The sequence below is a fragment of the Enterobacter sp. V89_11 genome, assembly GCF_029967775.1.
GTDB lineage: Bacteria > Pseudomonadota > Gammaproteobacteria > Enterobacterales > Enterobacteriaceae > Enterobacter > Enterobacter ludwigii.
Genome location: NZ_JASCAN010000012.1, coordinates 36,728 through 57,853, shown reverse-complemented (window position 1 = coordinate 57,853; position 21,126 = coordinate 36,728). Strand labels below are relative to the sequence as shown.

The window sequence follows — 21,126 nt, the reverse complement described above, 5'->3', positions numbered from 1 at the left end:
AAACGTATTCAGGAGACACGAACATGGCCAGCAGAGGCGTAAACAAGGTGATTCTCGTCGGTAATCTGGGCCAGGACCCGGAAGTACGCTACATGCCGAGTGGTGGCGCAGTTGCCAACATTACGCTGGCTACTTCCGAATCCTGGCGTGATAAAGCGACCGGTGAGATGAAAGAGCAGACCGAATGGCACCGCGTTGTGCTGTTTGGCAAACTGGCGGAAGTGGCTGGTGAGTATCTGCGTAAAGGTTCTCAGGTTTATATTGAAGGCCAACTGCGTACCCGCAAATGGACCGATCAAGCCGGCGCTGAGAAGTACACCACGGAAGTTGTGGTCAACGTGGGTGGCACCATGCAGATGCTCGGTGGCCGTCAGGGCGGTGGCGCACCAGCAGGTGGCGGTCAGCAGCAGCAGGGCGGTTGGGGTCAGCCTCAGCAGCCACAGGGCGGCAACCAGTTCAGCGGTGGCGCGCAGTCTCGCCCACAGCAGCAGTCCGCGCCAGCACCGTCTAACGAACCCCCAATGGACTTCGACGACGATATTCCGTTCTGATATCCGACGGTTTAAAACAAAAAACCCAGACCTCGGTCTGGGTTTTTTTATTCATCTCAGGGATCAGGTAATCACCATCGGCCAGTCTGGCGGGGTATGGCTCATGGCTTCCACCATGACCACTTTAATATTTTCCCAGACGGCAGCGAGATCCAGCAGGGTGATGCCAAGCAGGCCCGTTGCGAACCAGCATGCTGCGCCCAACCCCAACAGGGTGCTGATGACAGCAAGGCCAGCATAGTCAGATTTACGAAACTGAATGTTTAGCGTGCTGGCCAGGAACATCAGCACCGCACTTAACAAAGGCCAGCGCAGGAGAACCATGCTGGTAGTAATGGTTGCCATAAAACCCATCCTCAACAAAACAGACGAACTGAATGAAACAGTGTTTCTCGTTACACAATATGTGTGAACTATATCACATTTGTTGATTTATTCGCCAGCCTCAGAAGGGTGAAAAAAGCAGGAATTATCACAGCCAGGCGTCGCACGAGGATTGAGGGGAAAATATATCTTTGCACGCTAATGACCCCCTTTTATCGCTTCCAGGTAATAAATTCATTGAGATAACAAAACCTCTTCAAATTGAGGTGTGCTATAGAACGTTTACAGCAACAACCCTTTGGATTATGCTTGAGTGGATAAATAAATTTACTCGCATTCTATAATTCAGGTTTTTGAATTTTATTGGTTTTTTTCTCTTTGTACGTTTTTAATTACACACAACGTCTCGCACTCCAGCTGTGCTGATATTCAGCATCCTGCTCTGGCTCGCCGATTTTTGAATCTGAAGAAAGTTGCGTCCGGTTTAACGCTTAATAATCTGCGAAAAAAATGAAAGAAAAACGACGTGAGATTGTTAATGACAGCCTGCGGGCGTTGCATGCGCTGGCAGATCTGATGCCCCAGCTTCACGCCCATTGTTCGCTGGGCGAGATGCTTGAGACGATCAACCGGGCCTTCGGGGCAAGCCTGGCCTGGATTAGCGTTGATACTGACGGGCTGCAGCGCGTGGTCTGTGCGGGTGAAGTGACCTGTCACTCATTTGAGGTGGCCGATTTTCTTGCCGGTACCCTGCTGGAGAAGCATCACCGCGCGTGGCGGGTCGTCTACTGGAAAGAGAATATCGGCCGCGCATTATTCTCCGCTCATCATCCTGGCTATTCGCAATTGCAAAGCGGGGTGTTATGTAAGCTTTCAACCCATAACGGACAAGGCAGCGGCTATTTCTTTCTGGCGTTTGCTGAGCCGTTATATTCTCTGGCCATCCTGAAAAGTATTGTTGCGGTACTGATCGAAAAATTAAAAGACTATTTTTCAGAAATTATCGTTCGTGAAAAAACAGCGCAGGAAATGCAGCGTGTGGTGACCCAATATAAAACCCTGTTTGAACGAGCGCCTGTTTTAATGAACTCATTCGATAAATTTAACCGCTGCGTGCTGTGGAATGCTGAGTGTGAAAAAGTGTTTGGCTGGACAATGGCGGAGATCAGCGCCCATGCCGATCCGCTCTCACTGTTTTACCCCGACCCGGAAGAGCGGCGACGGGTCAGGGAGTCGGTAAATGTCTCGCCGCTAAAGGATATGTACGAGTGGCATCCACTGCGTAAAGACGGTACGCCGTTGACGGTTTTGTGGTCAAACATTCTGCTGCCGGACAGCTCAGTCCTGAATATCGGGCTTGATATTACCGAGCGTAAAAAAGCCGAACAGCAGCTGGAAGTGAAAGCCACCACGGACGATCTTACCGGGTGTTTTAACCGTTCAACCATTTTACAGCAGCTGGAATCCGCGCTGGCGGCAAATGCCAGGCAGGATGCTGACAGCCATTTTTGCGTGCTCATGTTTGACCTGGATTTTTTCAAACAGATCAACGATCGGTGGGGGCATCAGGTGGGCGATCGGGCGCTTATCCACTTTTGCCAGGCTATCCGTGAGTTAAGCCCCGAGAACGCTGCGCTTGGCCGTGTGGGCGGCGAGGAGTTTTTACTCCTGCTGGCACGAACCGACGGCAACGCGGGCGCCCTTTTTTCGGCGAGGCTACGTACTGCCCTCAAAACCAACCCGCTCGTGGTGGGAGAGAAAAAGCTGGTGCTGTCATTCAGCGCCGGGGCGGTGGAGGTCTGCCAGGGCCAACGCGATACTTCAGGATTACTGATGCGTGCCGATAAAGCATTATATGACGCCAAGCGTACGGGTCGGGGGAAAACGGTGGTGGCTGCTGATTATTTATAAATCAAAAACCAAAATACGCGCGAGTAAATAGCATAAAATGTCATGTTGCCGTTGTTGTTTTTTCACACTGCCAGAAGTTTGGCTTAATCAACGATCCTCTGTTGTGTTATCTTAAAACCTCCCGTACCCGCTGGATAATTATTTTCCTTAATTGAAACGGAACGAATACTTACAGTTTAGCTTACGGGAAAATATTATCGTCATAACGAAAATTAAGATTTTTAATACTAAAAGTCAGTTGCTAACTTCGCATGATTCATGCAACGTAATCACCTGTTAAACAAAGCATCCGGCCTTCATTACTACAGGCGTACAACATGCAGGGATATAGGGCGGGAAATGAATCGTAGCGCGCGGCGCAAGATGCTCAGGGTGGTAGGGATCATCATGGTAGTTATGCTGCCGGTGATGCTTGCGCTATGGTTTGCCCAGATAAGAGCCGTGTCGGAAACAAGCGCCCAGCTACGTACCTTTGCTGAACTGGCGTTAGACAAAACAGAACTGGTAATTCAACAGGTTGATCTGGCCCGCTACGAGGCTGAAAAATATCAGGGTGAACGTTGTACACCAGAACATCGCCAATATATGTTGAACGTTGTTCGCGGTCGTCTGTTTGTTGCGGATTTAATTTATGCTGAAGGTCAGAATTTTCTTTGTTCGACCGTTTTTACACCCGCCAGTCCTTATCTGATATCCACTGCTAATTACACACGTAAACCTGACGTTGCTATCTATTATTATCGCGATACGCCATTTTTTACTGGCTATAAAATGACATATATGCAGCGCGGAAATTATGTTGTGGTGGTCAATCCGCTTTCCTACAGCGAAGTAATGTCGACAGATCATTCCCTTTCGTGGGGGGTATACGACACGGTAACGAATGCATTCTTTTCCGTCAGTCAGCGCGCGAATGTTTCTTTATTAAGTTCGATGATTCGGGATAAGGAATCGGTATTTCAAAAAGATAACCGTTTTTATACGGTCGTCAAATCCCCAAAACGGCCTATTGCCGCTATCGTGTCGACGTCGAATAAACGTTTTTATGAAATGCTTTATCACCAGGCGACGTTGACGCTACCGCTGGGGATGATCTGCAGCATAATTATTTTGCTGGTGTGGTCTCGCACCCATCGTGAACTCAATTCTCCCGGGCGGTTACTGCAGCGAGCGCTCAATAAACGCCAGCTTTGTGTCCACTATCAGCCGATTATTGATATCAAGAACAACCAGTGCGTGGGAGCCGAGGCGTTATTACGCTGGCCTGGCTTTAACGGACCGGTCATGAGCCCGGCTGAATTTATTCCGCTGGCGGAAAAAGAGGGCATGAGCGAGCGAATTACGGATTATGTTGTCGAAGAGGTATTCAGCGATCTGGGCACATTCCTGGCAACGCATCCGCATCTCTATATTTCGATTAACCTGTCGGCCACGGATTTCCACTCTTCACGGCTGATCGCCATGATTTCGGACAAGGCCCGACACTACGCCGTGCGTGCGCAGCAAATTAAAATCGAAGTCACGGAGCGCGGTTTTATTGATGTCCCTAAAACCACTCCGGTTATTCAGGCGTTCCGTCAGGCGGGTTACGAAGTGGCGATTGATGATTTTGGAACGGGTTACTCTAACCTGCACAACCTTTATTCGCTGAATGTCGATATTCTGAAAATCGACAAATCCTTTATCGACACCCTAACAACCAACAGCACCAGCCACCTTATCGCCGAGCATATTATTGAGATGGCACAAAGCCTGCGGCTTAAAACCATTGCGGAAGGGGTGGAAACGGCAGAACAGGTGAGCTGGTTGTTGAAACGTGGCGTTCAGTTCTGTCAGGGATGGCACTTCGCGAAAGCGATGCCGCCCCAGGAGTTTATGACCTGGCAGCAGCAACCTTTGCATTGAGAGTCATTAATTCAACTGGTGGCGATAGTCGCTCGGTGTGCGGTCAAACTCGCGGCGAAACACGCGGGAAAAGGTTTGTTGCGACACATATCCCAGATCCATCGCGATATCAAAAATGGGCCGCTGCGTTGAGCGTAAGGCCTGCGCCGCCAGCAGCAGTCTGCGCTGACGAATGTACTCACCCAGCGTCTGGTGCATAACGGTACGGAACATTCTCTGTAAATACCATTTCGAATAGCCGGATTTTTTAGCGACCACATCAATGTTCAACGGTTGGTCGATATGTTCATCAATCCATTCAATAAGTGTCTGAATAATTTGCTGATGCGACATAAGGTTGCCCCTCTGTAGATACAACTGCCCTGGTTGATTCGTCGTTTTCTCTGCGGGCGAGTATAATTCCTCAAGTTAACTTGAGGTAAAGAGGTTTTATGGAAAAGAGATTGCCGCGAATTAAAGCGTTGTTAACCCCCGGCGAAGTGGCGAAGCGAAGCGGCGTTGCGGTGTCGGCGCTCCACTTCTATGAAAGCAAAGGGTTAATTAAAAGCATCCGAAACGCCGGAAACCAGCGACGCTACACGCGTGACGTGCTCCGTTATGTCGCAATTATCAAAATTGCCCAACGAATCGGAATCCCCCTGGCCACCATCGGCGATGCGTTCGGCGTGCTGCCGGAAGGGCACTCTCTCAGCCCGAAAGAGTGGAAAGAGCTTTCCTCTCAGTGGCGTGAAGAGCTGGATCGACGCATTCACACGCTGGTAGCGCTGCGTGATGAACTGGACGGATGTATTGGCTGCGGCTGTTTGTCGCGCAGTGATTGTCCGTTGCGTAACCCGGGCGACAGGCTGGGTGAGCAGGGGACAGGGGCGCGGTTGCTGGAGGAAGACTGAGATCCGGCGGAAAACCGCACCTCATAAAGAACTAAAGCGCCACAAAAGGGCGCTTTAGTTTTTCCCGGTCTTTGTCTTTCACTCTATCCCGCTGGTTCACGGGAGGGTTTCCCCCGACATCAGCACCCCTCATGTCGAGCGTGTTGGGGAGGTTCCGGATTGTGCTGACACTTTAATTCTATGCAAGACCCGTCTTTTCGCCAGTCGGTCAGGCCGTTTTTTAGGCGAATTTTTTTCGCGGTGTTGTTCGATTTTCTATAGTTAAAAAGTATGAATAAAAGGAGAACACAATGCTCACGGTACACCACCTGAACCAGTCCCGCTCACACCGTGTGATCTGGGCGCTGGAAGAACTTTCCCTGCCCTATGAGATTGTTCGTTACCAGCGCGAAAAGAGCATGCTGGCGCCTGAGTCGCTCAAAAAAGTGCACCCGTTGGGCAAATCGCCGGTTATTGAAGATAACGGCCTGATCCTCGCCGAGTCGGGGGCCATCCTCGAATATCTTCAGGAAACCTACGATCCTGAGTCGCGGCTTAAGCCTCTGGATCCTGCGCATAAGGTGCAGTACCGCTTCTGGTTGCACTATGCCGAAGGTTCGCTAATGCCGCTGCTGTTGATGAAGCTGGTTTTCAGTAGCCTCGGTAAGCCGCCCGTGCCGTTTGGCATCCGCACGTTGGGTAAAGCGCTGGGGCAGGGAGTGCAAAAAGCGTATCTCAACCGCCAGCTTGAAACCCATGCACGCTTTATTGAGTCGCATCTTGCCGAAAACAGCTGGTTTGCCGGCGACGCGCTCAGCATGGCGGATATGCAGATGAGCTTCCCGATTTTTGCCCTGCTGGCGCGCGGTGGTATTGATAACCTCCCGCATACCCAGGCCTGGAAGAAAAAAGTGGAGAGCAGCCCTGGCTGGCAAAAAACGCTGGAGCAAGGTGGCCCGTTATCGATTCCGGGTGGGGAGTGAAATGTAAACAAATTGCGCACAGACGATAACGTTTGCGCATCCTCTGTTTATTTCTTCAGCGTCATAAGGGAATTTTAGCGAAAAACGATAAAGTTCAGTTGAAAAGGGCGGGGATTAGGCTAGATAATCGTTTGCCTTAATTTGACAACCCGTTTGTAAGCGCGGAGCTAAACGTTTGCTTTTTCTGTGACGCCCCTTTCGTCGCAAATGCAAAACACGGATTTGACGTTTAGCTGGCAGTGGCGTCTCCACCACGCTTACGGACTTTCTATAAAAACTCTCAGGGGATGTTTTCTATGTCTACGCCATCTGCGCGTACTGGCGGTTCGCTTGACGCCATCTTTAAAATTTCGGCTCGCGGCAGCAACGTGCGCCAGGAAATCGTTGCCGGTCTGACCACGTTTCTGGCGATGGTTTACTCCGTCATTGTCGTTCCGGGTATGCTGGGTAAAGCAGGCTTCCCGCCGGCGGCCGTCTTTGTTGCTACCTGTCTCGTGGCGGGCGTTGGCTCCATCGTGATGGGCCTGTGGGCGAACCTGCCGCTGGCGATCGGTTGTGCAATCTCGTTGACCGCCTTTACCGCTTTCAGCCTGGTTCTGGGTCAGCACATCAGCGTACCGGTTGCGCTCGGCGCCGTGTTCCTGATGGGTGTACTGTTTACCGTTATCTCCGCCACCGGCATCCGTAGCTGGATTTTGCGCAACCTGCCTCAGGGCGTGGCGCATGGCACCGGCATTGGTATCGGGCTGTTCCTGCTGCTGATTGCCGCAAACGGCGTCGGCCTGGTGATCAAGAACCCGCTGGACGGTCTGCCGGTGGCGTTGGGGCACTTCGCGAGCTTCCCGGTCATTATGTCCCTGATCGGTCTGGCGGTGATTATTGGTCTGGAAAAACTGAAAGTCCCGGGCGGCATTTTGCTGACCATTATCGGGGTGTCCATTGTTGGCCTGATTTTCGATCCTAACGTTCACTTCTCCGGGATTTTCGCCATGCCGTCGCTGAGTGATGACAAAGGCAACTCTCTGATTGGCAGTCTGGATATCATGGGGGCGTTGAACCCGGTGATCCTGCCAAGCGTGCTGGCGCTGGTGATGACCGCGGTGTTTGATGCAACGGGTACCATCCGTGCCGTCGCGGGTCAGGCGAACCTGCTGGATAAAGACGGTCAGATTATCGATGGCGGCAAAGCGCTGACCACCGACTCCCTGAGCAGCGTCTTCTCGGGTCTGGTGGGCGCGGCTCCGGCTGCGGTGTATATCGAGTCCGCTGCGGGTACGGCGGCAGGCGGTAAAACCGGCCTGACGGCCATTACCGTTGGCGTGCTGTTCCTGCTGATCCTGTTCCTCTCTCCGCTCTCCTACCTGGTGCCGGCCTACGCGACCGCACCTGCGCTGATGTACGTTGGTTTGCTGATGCTGAGCAACGTGGCGAAAATCGATTTTGCTGATTTTGTGGATGCGATGTCAGGCCTTATCACGGCGGTCTTTATCGTGCTGACCTGTAATATCGTTACCGGCATCATGATCGGTTTCGCGTCGCTGGTGATTGGGCGTCTGGTCTCCGGCGAGTGGCGTAAGCTGAACATCGGTACCGTTGTGATTGCCGTCGCGCTGGTGGCGTTCTACGCGGGCGGCTGGGCAATCTAAGTTGTCCATTGATGCGAAAACGGGTGGCTCAGGCCGCCCGTTTTTATTTTCAGGACTCATCCCGTTGTCTTTTGCGTTACTCTGGGGAAGATAGAATAACAGGCACGACGCCTTAGGTTTGGCTTTTAAGAAACACAGCAAACAGGGAACGCATGGAAATCTTCTTCACAATACTCATCATGACTCTTGTGGTCTCGCTCTCCGGGGTAGTCACACGCGTACTGCCCTTTCAGGTCCCCCTGCCATTAATGCAAATTGCCATCGGCGCGCTGCTGGCGTGGCCGACGTTTGGCCTGCACGTGGAGTTCGACCCCGAACTGTTCCTCGTGCTGTTTATTCCGCCGCTGCTGTTTGCCGATGGCTGGAAAACGCCCACGCGTGAATTCCTTGAGCACGGGCGAGAGATATTAGGCCTGGCGCTGGCGCTCGTGGTGGTCACGGTGGTCGGGATTGGCTTCCTGATCTACTGGGCGGTACCGGGCATTCCGTTAATTCCGGCCTTTGCGCTGGCCGCGGTACTGTCACCAACCGATGCCGTGGCGTTGTCCGGCATTGTCGGTGAAGGCCGTATTCCGAAGAAAATCATGGGGATTTTACAGGGTGAGGCGCTGATGAATGACGCCTCTGGCCTGGTTGCCCTGAAATTTGCCGTGGCCGTCGCGATGGGCACGATGATCTTTACCGTGGGCGGCGCGACCCTGGAATTCTTCAAGGTGGCGATTGGCGGTATCCTGGCCGGGTTTGTGGTGAGCTGGCTGTATGGTCGTTCGCTGCGCTTCCTCAGCCGCTGGGGCGGCGATGAACCGGCGACACAGATTGTGCTGCTGTTCCTTCTGCCGTTTGCCTCTTACCTGATTGCCGAGCATATCGGCGTGTCGGGCATTCTGGCGGCGGTGGCGGCAGGGATGACCATCACCCGCTCCGGCGTAATGCGCCGCGCGCCGCTGGCCATGCGCCTGCGTGCGAACAGCACCTGGGCGATGCTGGAATTTGTCTTTAACGGGATGGTATTCCTGCTCCTGGGCCTGCAGTTACCGGGCATCATGGAATCCTCGCTGGTGGCGGCAGAGGCCGACCCGAACGTCGAAACGTGGATGTTGTTCACCGATATCGTGCTGATCTACATGGCGCTGATGCTGGTGCGTTTCGGCTGGCTGTGGACGATGAAAAAATTCAGCATGCGCTTCCTGACGAAAAAACCGATGGAGTTTGGCTCGTGGACCACGCGCGAGCTGCTGATTGCTTCTTTTGCTGGCGTTCGCGGGGCAATTACGCTTGCCGGTGTGCTGTCCATTCCGCTGCTGCTGCCCACGGGCGATGTCTTCCCGGCGCGCTATGAACTGGTGTTCCTGGCGGCAGGGGTGATTCTGTTCTCACTGTTTGTCGGCGTGATAATGCTGCCTCTTCTGCTGCAGCATATTGAGACGGGTGACTCGACTCAGCAGCATAAAGAGGAGCGTATTGCCCGCGCGGCGACCGCTGAAGTGGCGATTGTGGCCATTCAGAAGATGGAAGAACGTCTTGCGGCGGACACGGAAGAGAACATCGACAACCAGCTGCTGACTGAAGTGAGCTCGCGCGTGATTGGTAACCTGCGTCGTCGTGCCGATGGCCGCAACGATGTGGAAAGTTCGCTGCAGGAGGAGAACCTGGAGCGCCGGTTCCGTCTGGCGGCGCTGCGCTCAGAGCGTGCCGAGCTGTACCATCTGCGCGCCACGCGGCAAATCAGCAATGAGACGCTGCAAAAACTGCTGCACGATCTGGATTTGCTGGAAGCCTTGCTGATAGAGAATCAGTAGTCCGTGCGGGCTGATGCCCTCACCCTGACCCTCTCCGCCCGGAGAGGGTCAGGGAACCCAAAATCCTTCACAGCATTTCAGCCACGCCTGCGCGCTGTGCGATAAATAAACCCCTTCGCGCCAAATCATCCCTAATTGCCAGTGCAAATCGCTTTCCAGCGGGATCCAGCGCAGGGTGTTTTTATCGAGCCGTTCGCAAATCGGCTGCGGCAATATCGCAATGCCGACGCCAGCCTGCACCATCGCGGCCAGGAAATCCCACTGCCCGCTGCGCACCGCAATGCGCGGCTTCACGTTGTGTTGATTAAACAGCGCCATCAGCTGGCGGCTGAGGGCGAAATCTTCGTTGTAAATCAGCAGCGGGTGTTCACCGAGCCGTTCGGGTTTCACCGTGTCGACCTTCAGCCAGTCACCAGAGCGGGGGACCAGCACGCACAGCGGGTGGCTAAAGAGCGGCAGCGTCGCCAGACCGCTCTCTTCTTCCACGGGGAGGGCGGTCATGGCGACATCCAGCTCGCCGTTGGTGACCGCCTGTTGAACCGTTAAGCCGCCAAACTCGGAAATTTTCAGCTCAACGCCGGGATAACGCTGGCGAAACAGGCTGATGGGGCCGGCCATCATCATCCCAACCATCGGCGGGATGCCGAGGCGCAGCAGCCCTTTTGTCAGGTGATTGATATCGCCAAGCTCCGCTTCCAGCTGGCGGAACTCCGCCAGGATCGCCAGCCCGCGTTCAAAGACGACCCGCCCGGTATCGGTCAGCAGCAGCTTGCGTCCGTCGCGGATAAGCAGGGTGCAGTTCAGTTCATCTTCGAGGTTTTTCAGCATCTTGCTGATGGTGGGTTGGGTGACAAACAACTTCTCCGCTGCGCGGGTAAAACTTTGCTGACGAACCACTTCGACAAAATAGCGCAGCGTTCTTATGTCCATGATTATTCCTCGGAACTATACCTTTGATGATTTTAATTCATTTCAGTCCATTACGTGCGCTCACTATACTGGCGCCTCGTCTCATTTTTGAGGAAAACCCCCATGGCCATGGCGTTAAGCCGTGTTACGCCTGCCGTTGTGCAACGACTTCAGGTACCGGTTCAGGTACTGCTTTATGCGGGACTGTTTGTTTTCGCGGAATATCTTGTCAACTGGTTGCATCTGCCGCTGCCTGCCAACCTGGTCGGAATGGTGCTGATGCTGACGCTTATCCTCTGCCGCGTTATCCCCCTCAACTGGGTACGCGCCGGCGCGCGCTGGCTGCTGGCGGAGATGCTGCTGTTCTTTGTGCCTGCCGTGGTCGCGGTGGTGAACTATGCGCAACTGCTGAGGGTAGATGGCTGGCGCATCTTCGCGGTCATTGCGCTGAGCACGCTGATGGTGCTGGGGGCCACCGCCTGGGTGGTTGATAAAGTGTATCGGTTTGAAATCAGCAGGCAAAAGCATGACTAACTTCCAGATAAGCGTGTTGTGCCTGATTGCCACCCTGGCGATCTACTTTGCCAATAAACGGCTGTATCGCCGTTTTCACGCGCTGCCGCTGATGCCGCTGGTCTTCACGCCGATCCTGCTGGTCCTGATGCTGGTCTTCGGGCATATCTCCTGGCAGAACTACATTGGGGAATCCCACTGGCTGCTGTGGCTACTGGGGCCTGCGACCATTGCCTTTGCGGTACCGGTGTATGACAACCTGGCGATCATCAAACGCCACTGGATGTCGCTCAGCGCTGGCGTGATCACGGCCACGGTGGTGGCGGTCTGCAGTTCCGTCTGGCTGGCCCGGCTATTTACGCTGCCCGATGAAATTCAGCGCAGCCTGGCCGTCCGTTCGGTCACCACCCCGTTTGCGCTGGCCGCGGCCAAGCCGCTCGGCGGACAGCCGGATCTGGTCGCGTTATTTGTGGTCGTGACGGGCGTCTTCGGGATGGCGGTTGGCGACATGCTTTTTTTGCGGCTGTCGATCCGTGAAGGAATGGCGAAAGGGGCGGGATTTGGCGCGGCATCGCACGGTGCGGGAACGGCACGTTCGTATGAACTCGGGCAGCAGGAAGGGGTGGTGGCAAGCCTGGTAATGATGCTCTCGGGCGTGGTGATGGTACTGATTGCACCGCTGGTGGCGTGGGTGATGTTCTGATTTCCCCGGCCGGTAAGGCCGGGGAGACGAGGTTAGTGCGCGCGGCCTTGCTCGACGCCCAGACCCGTTTGTGAGCGGATAAACTGGGCGCGGAATTTCTCACGCTCCAGGTTACCTTCCGGCGAGTTATCGGTCGCGGAAAAGACCCAGATACCAATAAACGCCACGGCAATGGAGAACAGCGCCGGGTATTCATACGGGAAGATAGCGCTTTCGTGACCGAGGATCTGTACCCAAATCGTCGGGCCAAGGACCATCAGAATCACTGCCGTCAAAAGCCCCAGCCAGCCGCCAATCATCGCCCCACGGGTGGTCAGTTTTGACCAGTACATGGAGAGCAGGATGATAGGGAAGTTACAGCTTGCCGCAATGGAGAAGGCCAGCCCCACCATAAAGGCGATGTTCTGCTTCTCGAACAAAATCCCCAGCAGAATAGCGACCACGCCCAGCACCAGCACGGTGATTTTCGAGACTTTCAGCTCATCACGTTCGCTTGCACCTTTGCGGATAACGTTGGCATAGAGGTCGTGCGATACCGCAGACGCGCCCGCCAGCGTCAGCCCGGCAACCACCGCGAGGATGGTGGCGAAGGCCACGGCCGAGATAAAGCCAAGGAACAGGTTACCGCCTACCGCGTCGGCCAGATGCACTGCCGCCATGTTGTTACCGCCAATCAGCCCGCCCGCCGCGTCTTTAAACGCCGGATTCGCCCCCACCAGCATGATGGCGCCAAAACCAATGATAAAGGTCAGGATGTAGAAGTAACCCATAAAGCCCGTGGCGTAGAAGACGCTTTTGCGCGCTTCACGCGCATCGCTCACGGTGAAGAAACGCATCAGGATGTGTGGCAAGCCGGCCGTACCAAACATCAGACCCAGACCGAGCGAAAGCGCAGAAATAGGGTCTTTCACCAGCCCGCCAGGGCTCATGATCGCTTCCCCTTTCGGGTGTACCGCCATCGCTTCAGTGAACAGATTATTGAAGCTGAACCCGACGTGTTTCATGACCATAAAGGCCATAAAGCTGGCGCCGAACAGCAGCAGGACCGCTTTGATGATTTGCACCCAGGTCGTGGCCAGCATGCCGCCGAACAGGACGTACATCACCATCAGCACACCCACCAGCACCACCGCGATGTGGTAGTTCAGGCCGAACAACAGTTCGATCAATTTACCCGCGCCGACCATCTGCGCAATCAGATACAGCGCGACCACCACCAGCGAGCCGCAGGCGGAGAGGGTACGAATCGGCCCCTGCTTCAGCCGGTAGGAGGCCACGTCTGCGAAGGTATAGCGGCCCAGGTTGCGCAAGCGTTCTGCGATCAGGAACAAAATAATCGGCCAGCCCACAAGGAAGCCGAGGGAGTAAATCAGACCATCGTAGCCGGAGGTGTACACCAGCGCGGAGATACCGAGGAAGGAGGCGGCGGACATAAAGTCGCCTGCAATCGCCAGCCCGTTCTGAAAACCGGTAATGTTGCCGCCTGCGGTGTAGTAATCATTACGGGAGCGCACGCGTTTCGAGGCCCAGTACGTGATGTACAGCGTCAGCAGCACGAAAATCAGGAACATGGTAATCGCCTGCCAGTTGGTTGGCTGGCGCTGTACCTCGCCGGTGATGGCATCAGCGGCGTTGGCGGCAAAGGGAAGTGTGGCGGCAAGCGCCGTCAGGACTCTCTTCATGATGCTTTTACCTCTGCCAGGACTGCTCTGTTAAGACGATCGAATTCGCCATTGGCGCGCCAGACGTACACGCCGGTCAGCACAAACGAAATGATTATCACGCCAATCCCAATCGGAATTCCGCGCGTGACGCTGGTGCCCGCGTGCAGCGGCGTACCGAGCCAGTGTGGGGCAAAGGCAATCAGCAGAATAAAGCCGACGTAAATAATCAGCATGATGATGGAAAGTAAGAAGGCAAACCGTTGCCGTTTATCCACGAGCTCCCTGTAGTGCGCACTATTCTCTATCTGCTGACAAATATCGTTATTCATCAGAGGTCTCCAGAAGTATTTATAGGGGAGGTTTTTTTATTCCCTCTCCCGGGGGGGAGAGGGGGGATCGCGTTACGATGGCATTGCGATGGACTGCTTCTCTTCGAGCAGTTTTTCCACCACGCCAGGATCGGCAAGCGTTGAGGTATCACCGAGGTTGCTGGTGTCACCGGCTGCGATTTTGCGCAATATGCGGCGCATAATTTTGCCTGAGCGGGTTTTCGGCAGAGAGTCGGTCCAGTGCAGTACGTCCGGCGTGGCAAGCGGGCCAATCTCTTTACGTACCCAGTTGCGCACCTCGGCATACAGCTCTGGTGACGGCTCTTCGCCATGATTCAGCGTGACGTAGGCGTAAATCGCCTGGCCTTTAATGTTGTGTGGGATCCCGACGACGGCGGCTTCGGCGATCTTCGGATGAGATACCAGCGCGGATTCAATCTCCGCGGTACCCAGACGGTGGCCGGAGACGTTCAGCACGTCGTCCACGCGCCCGGTTATCCAGTAATAACCGTCCTCGTCACGCCGGGCGCCGTCACCGCTAAAGTACATGTTTTTAAAGGTCGAGAAGTAGGTCTGCTCAAAGCGCTCGTGGTCGCCGAACAGGGTACGCGCCTGGCCCGGCCAGGAATCGGTGATCACCAGATTGCCTTCGGTGGCCCCGTCCAGCGGATTACCTTCGTTATCCACCAGCGCAGGTTGTACGCCGAAGAACGGTTGAGTTGCTGAACCGGCTTTTAACTGCGTCGCACCCGGCATAGGGGTGATCATAAAGCCGCCGGTTTCGGTCTGCCACCAGGTGTCCATTACCGGACATTTTTCGTTGCCGATTTTCTTCCAGTACCACTCCCAGGCTTCCGGGTTGATGGGCTCGCCAACGGAACCGAGGATGCGCAGCGAAGAGCGGTCAGTGCCTTCAATGGCCTTATCGCCTTCCGCCATTAATGCGCGGATCGCCGTTGGGGCGGTATAGAGAATATTGACCTTGTGTTTATCGACCACCTGACACATGCGCGCCGGCGTTGGCCAGTTCGGTACGCCTTCAAACATCAGCGTAGTGGCACCACAGGCCAGCGGGCCGTAAAGCAGGTAGCTGTGACCGGTGACCCAGCCTACGTCGGCAGTACACCAGTAAATGTCGCCCGGATGGTAGTCGAATACGTACTTGAAGGTGGTAGCGGCATAGACCAGATAGCCGCCGGTGGTGTGCAGCACGCCTTTCGGTTTGCCGGTTGAGCCGGAGGTGTAAAGAATAAACAGTGGATCTTCCGCGTTCATCTCTTCCGGCTGATGCTGGTCGCTGGCTTTTTCAATCAGATCGCTCCACCACAGGTCGCGTCCTTCGTTCCAGTCGATCTTGCCGCCGGTACGCTTGAGGACGATGACGTTGCTGACGGTTTTCACGTTCGGATTTTTCAGCGCTTCATCGACGTTTTTCTTCAGGGGAATGCCACGGCCAGCGCGCACGCCTTCATCGGCCGTGATCACCAGTTTCGAACTGGAATCGACAATACGTCCGGCTACCGCTTCCGGTGAGAAGCCGCCAAAAATCACCGAGTGAATCGCACCGATACGCGCGCAGGCCAGCATGGCTACCGCCGCTTCAGGCACCATTGGCATATAGATAGCCACTACGTCGCCTTTTTTAATGCCCCTTTCCAGCAGAACGTTGGCAAAGCGGCACACGTCGCGGTGCAGTTCTTTATAAGTAATGTGTTTGCTTTGAGAGGCGTCGTCACCCTCCCAGATAATGGCCGTTTCATTACCGCGTTCGGCAAGGTGGCGGTCAAGACAGTTTGCTGCCAGGTTCAGCGTGCCGTCTTCGTACCATTTTATGGAGACGTTGCCGGGCGCAAAGGAGGTGTTCTTCACCTTCTGATAAGGTTTAATCCAGTCAAGAATATGGCCCTGCTCACCCCAGAAGACGTCCGGGCTGGAGACGGATTGCTGATACTTCTCGTGGTACTGCTCCGGGTTTATCAGGCAACGGTCCGCAATGTTTGCGGGAATGTCGTGTTTATGTACTTGGCTCATGGCTTTTTTTCTCCTTGTAAGATGTTAATAATATGTCGCAAAAACGTTAATAGTAGGGGCTTTACAAGCTTTGTTTATTATTTGGGCTACAGATCACGCATTGTTTGAAGAGTATGAAAAATGAGCGAATGAAACTTTGAAGGAAAATAATTCACCGTGCCGATTATTCACAATTTAGATTAAAAAAGCCTTTTTATAACAAAAAGTTATTGATGGGAATTGTGACAAACTCACGTCATGACCGCTTTTTGCAGCGAAATGTGCCGTTCTTTAAGGCTTGCGCAACATGCCGCGCAAATGATACTCATACGCCGCGTTAAAAAATCCCATAAACCAACGCAACACAATTCATACCCTTTCAGTATGTATCCATATTCATGCAGTTTATGTGAATAGGGCGCTTCATTGAGGAAGTCAGTTTCTATGAAAAACGTTAAAGTCAGCCTGGCCTGGCAAATCTTGCTAGCCCTTGTGCTGGGTATCCTGCTGGGTAGCTACCTGCATTATCACAGCGACAGCCGCGAGTGGCTGATTGCGAACCTGCTCTCCCCGGCAGGGGATATCTTTATTCATCTGATCAAGATGATTGTCGTACCGATTGTTATCTCAACGCTGGTCGTCGGCATTGCCGGTGTGGGGGATGCAAAACAGTTAGGCCGTATCGGCGCGAAGACAATTCTTTATTTCGAAGTGATCACGACGATTGCCATCATTCTGGGCATCACGCTGGCGAACGTGTTCCAGCCAGGATCCGGGATCGATATGTCGCAGCTGGCGACGGTGGATATTTCGAAATATCAAAGCACTACCGCTGAAGTACAGAGCCACGCGCATGGCCTGATGGGAACCATCCTTTCGCTGGTGCCGACCAACATCGTGGCTTCCATGGCGAAGGGCGAGATGCTGCCGATCATCTTCTTCTCGGTGTTGTTTGGTCTGGGTCTCTCCTCCCTGCCTGCCACGCACCGTGAACCGCTGGTCACCGTGTTCCGCTCAATTTCTGAAACCATGTTCAAAGTGACTCACATGGTGATGCGCTACGCGCCGGTTGGGGTGTTTGCGCTTATCGCGGTAACCGTGGCGAACTTCGGTTTCGCCTCCCTGTGGCCGCTGGCGAAGCTGGTGATTCTGGTTCACTTCGCTATCCTGTTCTTCGCGCTGGTGGTACTGGGAATTGTGGCGCGCCTGTGTGGGCTGAGCATCTGGATCCTGATCCGTATTCTCAAAGATGAGTTGATTCTGGCGTACTCCACGGCAAGCTCTGAAAGCGTACTGCCGCGTATTATTGAGAAGATGGAGGCCTACGGCGCGCCGGCATCGATTACCAGCTTTGTGGTGCCAACCGGCTACTCCTTTAACCTGGACGGCTCAACGCTGTACCAGAGTATTGCGGCTATCTTTATTGCTCAGCTGTACGGCATTGACCTGTCTCTGTGGCAGGAGATCGTGCTGGTGCTGACCCTGATGGTGACCTCAAAAGGCATCGCAGGCGTACCTGGCGTCTCCTTTGTCGTCCTGCTGGCAACCCTGGGCAGCGTAGGGATCCCGCTGGAAGGTCTGGCGTTTATCGCCGGTGTCGACCGTATCCTCGACATGGCGCGTACGGCGTTGAATGTGGTGGGTAACGCCCTGGCGGTGCTGGTTATCGCTAAGTGGGAGCACAAATTCGACCGTAAAAAAGCGCTGGCGTATGAACGCGAAGTGCTGGGTCGTTTTGATAAGACCGCAGACCAGTAAAATAAAAAGGCCGGGGTTAACCCGGCCTTTTCGCATTCCCTCTCTGTCCAAAAGAGAGGGCCGTGTAAGAGGCTTTACTCCCCACTCAACGCGTCAAATTCTTCACATCCCGTATCAAACCCTTCGGTACAGCTCAGGTTCAGCCAGTAGAGCGCTTTCTGCTTATTCGGCGTTATAAAGCCTTTCTCGCCCTGCTGGAACAGCATTCCGGCCCAGTACTCCGCGTAACCCGTACGCGAAAGGGAGGAGCTGCGTTTGAACCACGACGCGGCTTTGACGTCGTCCTGCGCCACCTCAACGCCGTTGGCATAAATCATCCCCAGCAGCATTTGCGCATCCACCGCGGAGTCGTTGTCGATATCTTCGGTTGCCGTTTGCAGCAGTGCGATGGCCTGTGGGTAGTCGGTTTTCCCTGCCTGGGTGTTGACCAGCACGCGTGCCAGCATAATTGCGCCACGTTTACTGCCGGCAATAGTGGCTTGCTGCGCCAGCGCTTTGGCCTGCGCGTAATCGCCCTGTGTAAACTGGATTTGCGATAACAACGCCATGGCGTCGACATCGCCCCCTTTTGCTGCTTTCTCTGCCCACTGCGCGGCCTGCTTGCTGTCGCCGGAACTGAAGTAGGTATCGGCAAGGTAATACTGGGCGCGGGCGTCACCCGCTTCCGCCTGTTGCTTGTACTGGCTGCCAATCTCATCCGCGTGGACGAGTGACGTAAAAAATAACAACATCAGAAAAATTGATTTCATGGATTCTTATCATCTGGGTACACGCCGCGCAGTATAATCGTCGTCGCAGAAGAAAAAAACGGGCGCGGTAAAGGTGAATGAACATTTCCCGGTGCCCGCCGCGTTTCGTCTCACAATAATGCTTGTGAAAGAGGGTATTAGACGCTCGCGGGGGAGATTCTCTCACTGAATTAAAATACAAAGCCGGGTATTTATTTCGGTGCTAATGACATTATTGCTGCGGGGCAGCGTGCACAATATATATTGATAATATAAATAGCTTATTAAGAAATAAAAAAGGGGTGAATAAGTCACCCCCTTTTATTCATCGATTAATTAACGGCATTAACCCAACGCGCTTTCACGCAGTCTGGCTTTCAGCTTGCTATATTCGTCAATCACATACTGTTCCGCGGCGTGCTGGTCAGCAATCGGCTCCACGCGTACGGCGCAGTACTTATACTCCGGCGTTTTGGTTATCGGGCTTAAGTTCTCCGTCACCAGTTCGTTGCAGGCACCAATCCACCACTGGTAGGTCATATAGACCGCCCCTTTGTTAGGTCGGTCGCTGACCTGCGCACGGGTAATGATGCGTCCTTTACGCGAGTGCACCCAGATCAGGGCTTCATCTTCAATACCCAGACGCTCTGCGTCAGCGGTGTTGATCTGCGCATAGCCCGGTTCATCCGCCAGTGCCGCCAGCGCAGCACAGTTACCGGTCATCGAACGACAGGAGTAGTGGCCCACTTCACGCACGGTAGAGAGCACCATCGGATACTCATCGGTGAGTTTATCGATTGGCGCGACCCAGTCGCAGGTGAAGAACTGCGCCAGTCCGTTCGGGGTGTCGAACTTCTCTTTAAAGAGATACGACGTGCCCTGATCGGCCTCTGACTCATCGCGGCACGGCCACTGGATATACCCCAGTTCACCCATTTTCTCATAGGTGGCACCGGTGAAGTCCGGACACAGTTTGCGCAACTCGTCCCAGATTTCCTGGGTGTTGTTGTAGTGCATCGGATAACCCATGCGGGTGGCGATTTCGCTGATGATCTGCCAGTCGGTTTTCAGATCCCACTTCGGCTCCACCGCTTTGAAGAAGCGCTGGAAGCCGCGGTCTGCCGCCGTGTAAACACCTTCATGCTCGCCCCATGACGTTGACGGTAAAATCACATCCGCCGCCGCCGCGGTTTTGGTCATAAAGATGTCCTGGACAATCACCAGTTCGAGATCCTCAAAGCCTTTACGCACCGCTGACAGCTCGGCGTCGGTCTGCAGCGGATCTTCACCCATAATGTAGGCGGCACGCACTTCACCGTGCGCCGCACGGTGCGGCAGCTCGCTGATGCGATACCCGGTATGTTCCGGCAGGCTCTCCACGCCCCAGGCCTTCGCGAATTTCTCACGATTTTCCGGGAACTTAACGTACTGATAGCCCGGATAGGTATCCGGCAGTGCGCCCATGTCACACGCACCCTGCACGTTATTCTGACCACGTACCGGGTTCACGCCCACATGCGGTTTGCCCAGATTTCCGGTCAACATCGCAAGGCTTGTCAGGGAGCGTACGGTTTCCACGCCCTGATAGAACTGGGTTACGCCCATGCCCCACAAAATGGCCGCGGTTTTCGCTCCGGCGTACATCCGCGCTGCCTGACGGATCTCTTGCGCGCTTACGCCGGTTATCGCTTCGACGGACTCCGGCGTGTAGCCTTCGACAATTTTCCGATACTCGTCAAACCCTTCCGTACGGGTCGCGACGAACGCCTGGTCGTAGAGATTCTCCTCAATAATGACGTGGCCCATCGCATTCAACAGCGCGATATTCGAGCCGTTTTTCAGTGCAATGTGCATATCCGCAATACGTGCCGTTTCAATTTTGCGCGGATCGCAGACGATGATTTTCGCCCCATTCTTTTTGGCGCGAATAACGTGGTTCGCGACGATAGGGTGAGAATCCGCCGGGTTGTAGCCAAAAATAAACACGAGATCGGTGTTATCTATCTCGTTGATCGCATTACTCATAGCGCCGTTACCGACCGACTGGTGCAGACCTGCAACCGATGGGCCGTGTCAGACGCGAGCGCAGCAGTCGACGTTATTGGTACCAATAACGGCGCGCGCGAATTTTTGCATTACATAGTTGGTTTCATTACCGGTACCGCGTGAAGAGCCGGTAGTCTGGATCGCATCCGGGCCATACTTGGCTTTGATGGCGCTCAGGCGCGTGGCGACATAATCCAGCGCCTCGCTCCAGGAAACGGCTTCCAGCTTGCCACCGCGCTCGCGGCGGATCATAGGGGTTTTCAGGCGTGGGGTAAGGATTTGGGTATCGTTAATAAAATCCCAGCCGTAGTAGCCTTTCAGGCACAGCGTGCCCTGGTTGGTTTTCCCCTGGGCGGCCTCCGCCCGGACGATTTTGCCGTTATCGACCACCAGGTTGATCTTGCAACCCGAGGCACAATAAGGGCAAACCGTGACGACTTTTTTCATCAGTCTGCTCCAGTTAATCAATGCTTACGCC

The 21,126-nt window shown here is 54.3% G+C and carries 18 protein-coding genes; 10 read left to right on the top strand and 8 right to left on the bottom strand.

Going from position 1 to position 21,126, the window contains the following annotated elements; genetic code table 11:
• The first annotated feature begins 23 nt into the window (after positions 1 to 23).
• On the top strand, positions 24 to 551 hold the full coding sequence (gene ssb1 / locus QLG09_RS11205; RefSeq protein WP_020882840.1) for a single-stranded DNA-binding protein SSB1: 528 nt from the start codon (positions 24 to 26) through the stop codon (positions 549 to 551).
• Positions 552 to 614: 63 nt separating this feature from the next.
• Here the strand turns inward: ssb1 and QLG09_RS11200 are convergent, their stop codons facing one another.
• Entirely contained in the window at positions 615 to 896 is a 282-nt protein-coding gene (locus QLG09_RS11200) for a YjcB family protein (RefSeq protein ID WP_020882839.1), read from the bottom strand.
• Positions 897 to 1,385: 489 nt separating this feature from the next.
• Between QLG09_RS11200 and QLG09_RS11195 the strand changes: the two genes are divergently transcribed.
• Positions 1,386 to 2,786 carry a sensor domain-containing diguanylate cyclase gene (locus QLG09_RS11195; protein WP_049022174.1) on the top strand — a complete coding sequence of 467 codons (1,401 nt, stop codon included), beginning with the start codon at positions 1,386 to 1,388 and terminating at the stop codon, positions 2,784 to 2,786.
• 339 nt (positions 2,787 to 3,125) lie between these two features.
• Positions 3,126 to 4,691 carry an EAL domain-containing protein gene (locus tag QLG09_RS11190; RefSeq protein ID WP_282488914.1) on the top strand — a complete coding sequence of 522 codons (1,566 nt, stop codon included), beginning with the start codon at positions 3,126 to 3,128 and terminating at the stop codon, positions 4,689 to 4,691.
• A 6-nt stretch (positions 4,692 to 4,697) separates the two neighbouring features.
• Here the strand turns inward: QLG09_RS11190 and soxS are convergent, their stop codons facing one another.
• The gene (gene soxS, locus QLG09_RS11185; protein WP_013095071.1) at positions 4,698 to 5,024 is read right to left on the bottom strand and encodes a superoxide response transcriptional regulator SoxS; all 327 of its coding nucleotides are present in this window, start codon (positions 5,022 to 5,024) and stop codon (positions 4,698 to 4,700) included.
• Positions 5,025 to 5,122: 98 nt separating this feature from the next.
• Here soxS and soxR point away from each other — a divergent pair, with 98 nt between their 5' ends.
• The 4 genes from soxR (at position 5,123) to QLG09_RS11165 (ending at position 9,988) form a co-directional block, all read left to right on the top strand.
• Entirely contained in the window at positions 5,123 to 5,581 is a 459-nt protein-coding gene (soxR, locus tag QLG09_RS11180; protein ID WP_014168225.1) for a redox-sensitive transcriptional activator SoxR, read from the top strand.
• A gap of 290 nt (positions 5,582 to 5,871) precedes the next feature.
• Positions 5,872 to 6,543: a glutathione S-transferase gene (locus tag QLG09_RS11175; RefSeq protein ID WP_014168226.1), complete on the top strand. Its 672-nt coding sequence runs from the start codon at positions 5,872 to 5,874 to the stop codon at positions 6,541 to 6,543.
• A gap of 296 nt (positions 6,544 to 6,839) precedes the next feature.
• Entirely contained in the window at positions 6,840 to 8,189 is a 1,350-nt protein-coding gene (gene ghxP, locus QLG09_RS11170) for a guanine/hypoxanthine transporter GhxP (RefSeq protein ID WP_282488909.1), read from the top strand.
• Between the two features lie 152 nt (positions 8,190 to 8,341).
• The gene (locus QLG09_RS11165; RefSeq protein ID WP_014168228.1) at positions 8,342 to 9,988 is read left to right on the top strand and encodes a Na+/H+ antiporter; all 1,647 of its coding nucleotides are present in this window, start codon (positions 8,342 to 8,344) and stop codon (positions 9,986 to 9,988) included.
• 48 nt (positions 9,989 to 10,036) lie between these two features.
• Here the strand turns inward: QLG09_RS11165 and QLG09_RS11160 are convergent, their stop codons facing one another.
• A complete protein-coding gene (locus QLG09_RS11160; RefSeq protein WP_025206385.1) occupies positions 10,037 to 10,918 on the bottom strand; it encodes a LysR family transcriptional regulator in 882 nt (293 codons plus the stop codon).
• A 102-nt stretch (positions 10,919 to 11,020) separates the two neighbouring features.
• Between QLG09_RS11160 and QLG09_RS11155 the strand changes: the two genes are divergently transcribed.
• Together QLG09_RS11155 and QLG09_RS11150 are read left to right on the top strand one after the other, a co-directional pair.
• Entirely contained in the window at positions 11,021 to 11,431 is a 411-nt protein-coding gene (locus QLG09_RS11155; protein ID WP_020882833.1) for a CidA/LrgA family protein, read from the top strand.
• On the top strand, positions 11,424 to 12,113 hold the full coding sequence (locus QLG09_RS11150) for an LrgB family protein (RefSeq protein ID WP_023310063.1): 690 nt from the start codon (positions 11,424 to 11,426) through the stop codon (positions 12,111 to 12,113). Before QLG09_RS11155 ends, QLG09_RS11150 begins: the two co-directional genes overlap by 8 nt.
• A gap of 32 nt (positions 12,114 to 12,145) precedes the next feature.
• Here QLG09_RS11150 and actP read toward each other — a convergent pair whose 3' ends face one another.
• The 3 genes from actP to acs form a co-directional block, all read right to left on the bottom strand.
• The gene (actP, locus tag QLG09_RS11145; protein ID WP_049022182.1) at positions 12,146 to 13,795 is read right to left on the bottom strand and encodes a cation/acetate symporter ActP; all 1,650 of its coding nucleotides are present in this window, start codon (positions 13,793 to 13,795) and stop codon (positions 12,146 to 12,148) included.
• Complete coding sequence (locus tag QLG09_RS11140; RefSeq protein ID WP_014168233.1) at positions 13,792 to 14,106, bottom strand: DUF485 domain-containing protein; 315 nt, start codon at positions 14,104 to 14,106, stop codon at positions 13,792 to 13,794. The genes actP and QLG09_RS11140 overlap by 4 nt, the downstream gene beginning before the upstream one ends.
• Before the next feature lie 72 nt (positions 14,107 to 14,178).
• On the bottom strand, positions 14,179 to 16,137 hold the full coding sequence (acs, locus tag QLG09_RS11135; RefSeq protein WP_020882831.1) for an acetate--CoA ligase: 1,959 nt from the start codon (positions 16,135 to 16,137) through the stop codon (positions 14,179 to 14,181).
• A gap of 423 nt (positions 16,138 to 16,560) precedes the next feature.
• Here acs and gltP point away from each other — a divergent pair, with 423 nt between their 5' ends.
• Complete coding sequence (gene gltP / locus QLG09_RS11130; protein WP_013095082.1) at positions 16,561 to 17,874, top strand: glutamate/aspartate:proton symporter GltP; 1,314 nt, start codon at positions 16,561 to 16,563, stop codon at positions 17,872 to 17,874.
• A 74-nt stretch (positions 17,875 to 17,948) separates the two neighbouring features.
• Here the strand turns inward: gltP and QLG09_RS11125 are convergent, their stop codons facing one another.
• Together QLG09_RS11125 and fdhF are read right to left on the bottom strand one after the other, a co-directional pair.
• Positions 17,949 to 18,623, bottom strand: a complete 675-nt coding sequence (locus QLG09_RS11125) for a tetratricopeptide repeat protein (RefSeq protein WP_014168236.1) — start codon at positions 18,621 to 18,623, stop codon at positions 17,949 to 17,951.
• 324 nt (positions 18,624 to 18,947) lie between these two features.
• Entirely contained in the window at positions 18,948 to 21,095 is a 2,148-nt protein-coding gene (fdhF, locus tag QLG09_RS11120; protein ID WP_079231498.1) for a formate dehydrogenase subunit alpha, read from the bottom strand.
• Positions 21,096 to 21,126: the final 31 nt, after the last annotated feature.

Bases quoted from the DNA above. Each gene is read 5' to 3' on its own strand.
- soxR (WP_014168225.1), top strand. From the start codon at position 5,123: ATGGAAAAGAGATTGCCGCGAATTAAAGCGTTGTTAACCCCCGGCGAA.
- QLG09_RS11200 (WP_020882839.1), bottom strand. From the start codon at position 896: ATGGCAACCATTACTACCAGCATGGTTCTCCTGCGCTGGCCTTTGTTA.
- QLG09_RS11125 (WP_014168236.1), bottom strand. From the start codon at position 18,623: ATGAAATCAATTTTTCTGATGTTGTTATTTTTTACGTCACTCGTCCAC.
- QLG09_RS11155 (WP_020882833.1), top strand. From the start codon at position 11,021: ATGGCCATGGCGTTAAGCCGTGTTACGCCTGCCGTTGTGCAACGACTT.
- gltP (WP_013095082.1), top strand. From the start codon at position 16,561: ATGAAAAACGTTAAAGTCAGCCTGGCCTGGCAAATCTTGCTAGCCCTT.
- actP (WP_049022182.1), bottom strand. From the start codon at position 13,795: ATGAAGAGAGTCCTGACGGCGCTTGCCGCCACACTTCCCTTTGCCGCC.
- QLG09_RS11140 (WP_014168233.1), bottom strand. From the start codon at position 14,106: ATGAATAACGATATTTGTCAGCAGATAGAGAATAGTGCGCACTACAGG.
- QLG09_RS11195 (WP_049022174.1), top strand. From the start codon at position 1,386: ATGAAAGAAAAACGACGTGAGATTGTTAATGACAGCCTGCGGGCGTTG.
- acs (WP_020882831.1), bottom strand. From the start codon at position 16,137: ATGAGCCAAGTACATAAACACGACATTCCCGCAAACATTGCGGACCGT.
- QLG09_RS11190 (WP_282488914.1), top strand. From the start codon at position 3,126: ATGAATCGTAGCGCGCGGCGCAAGATGCTCAGGGTGGTAGGGATCATC.
- soxS (WP_013095071.1), bottom strand. From the start codon at position 5,024: ATGTCGCATCAGCAAATTATTCAGACACTTATTGAATGGATTGATGAA.
- QLG09_RS11175 (WP_014168226.1), top strand. From the start codon at position 5,872: ATGCTCACGGTACACCACCTGAACCAGTCCCGCTCACACCGTGTGATC.
- ssb1 (WP_020882840.1), top strand. From the start codon at position 24: ATGGCCAGCAGAGGCGTAAACAAGGTGATTCTCGTCGGTAATCTGGGC.
- ghxP (WP_282488909.1), top strand. From the start codon at position 6,840: ATGTCTACGCCATCTGCGCGTACTGGCGGTTCGCTTGACGCCATCTTT.
- QLG09_RS11160 (WP_025206385.1), bottom strand. From the start codon at position 10,918: ATGGACATAAGAACGCTGCGCTATTTTGTCGAAGTGGTTCGTCAGCAA.
- QLG09_RS11150 (WP_023310063.1), top strand. From the start codon at position 11,424: ATGACTAACTTCCAGATAAGCGTGTTGTGCCTGATTGCCACCCTGGCG.
- QLG09_RS11165 (WP_014168228.1), top strand. From the start codon at position 8,342: ATGGAAATCTTCTTCACAATACTCATCATGACTCTTGTGGTCTCGCTC.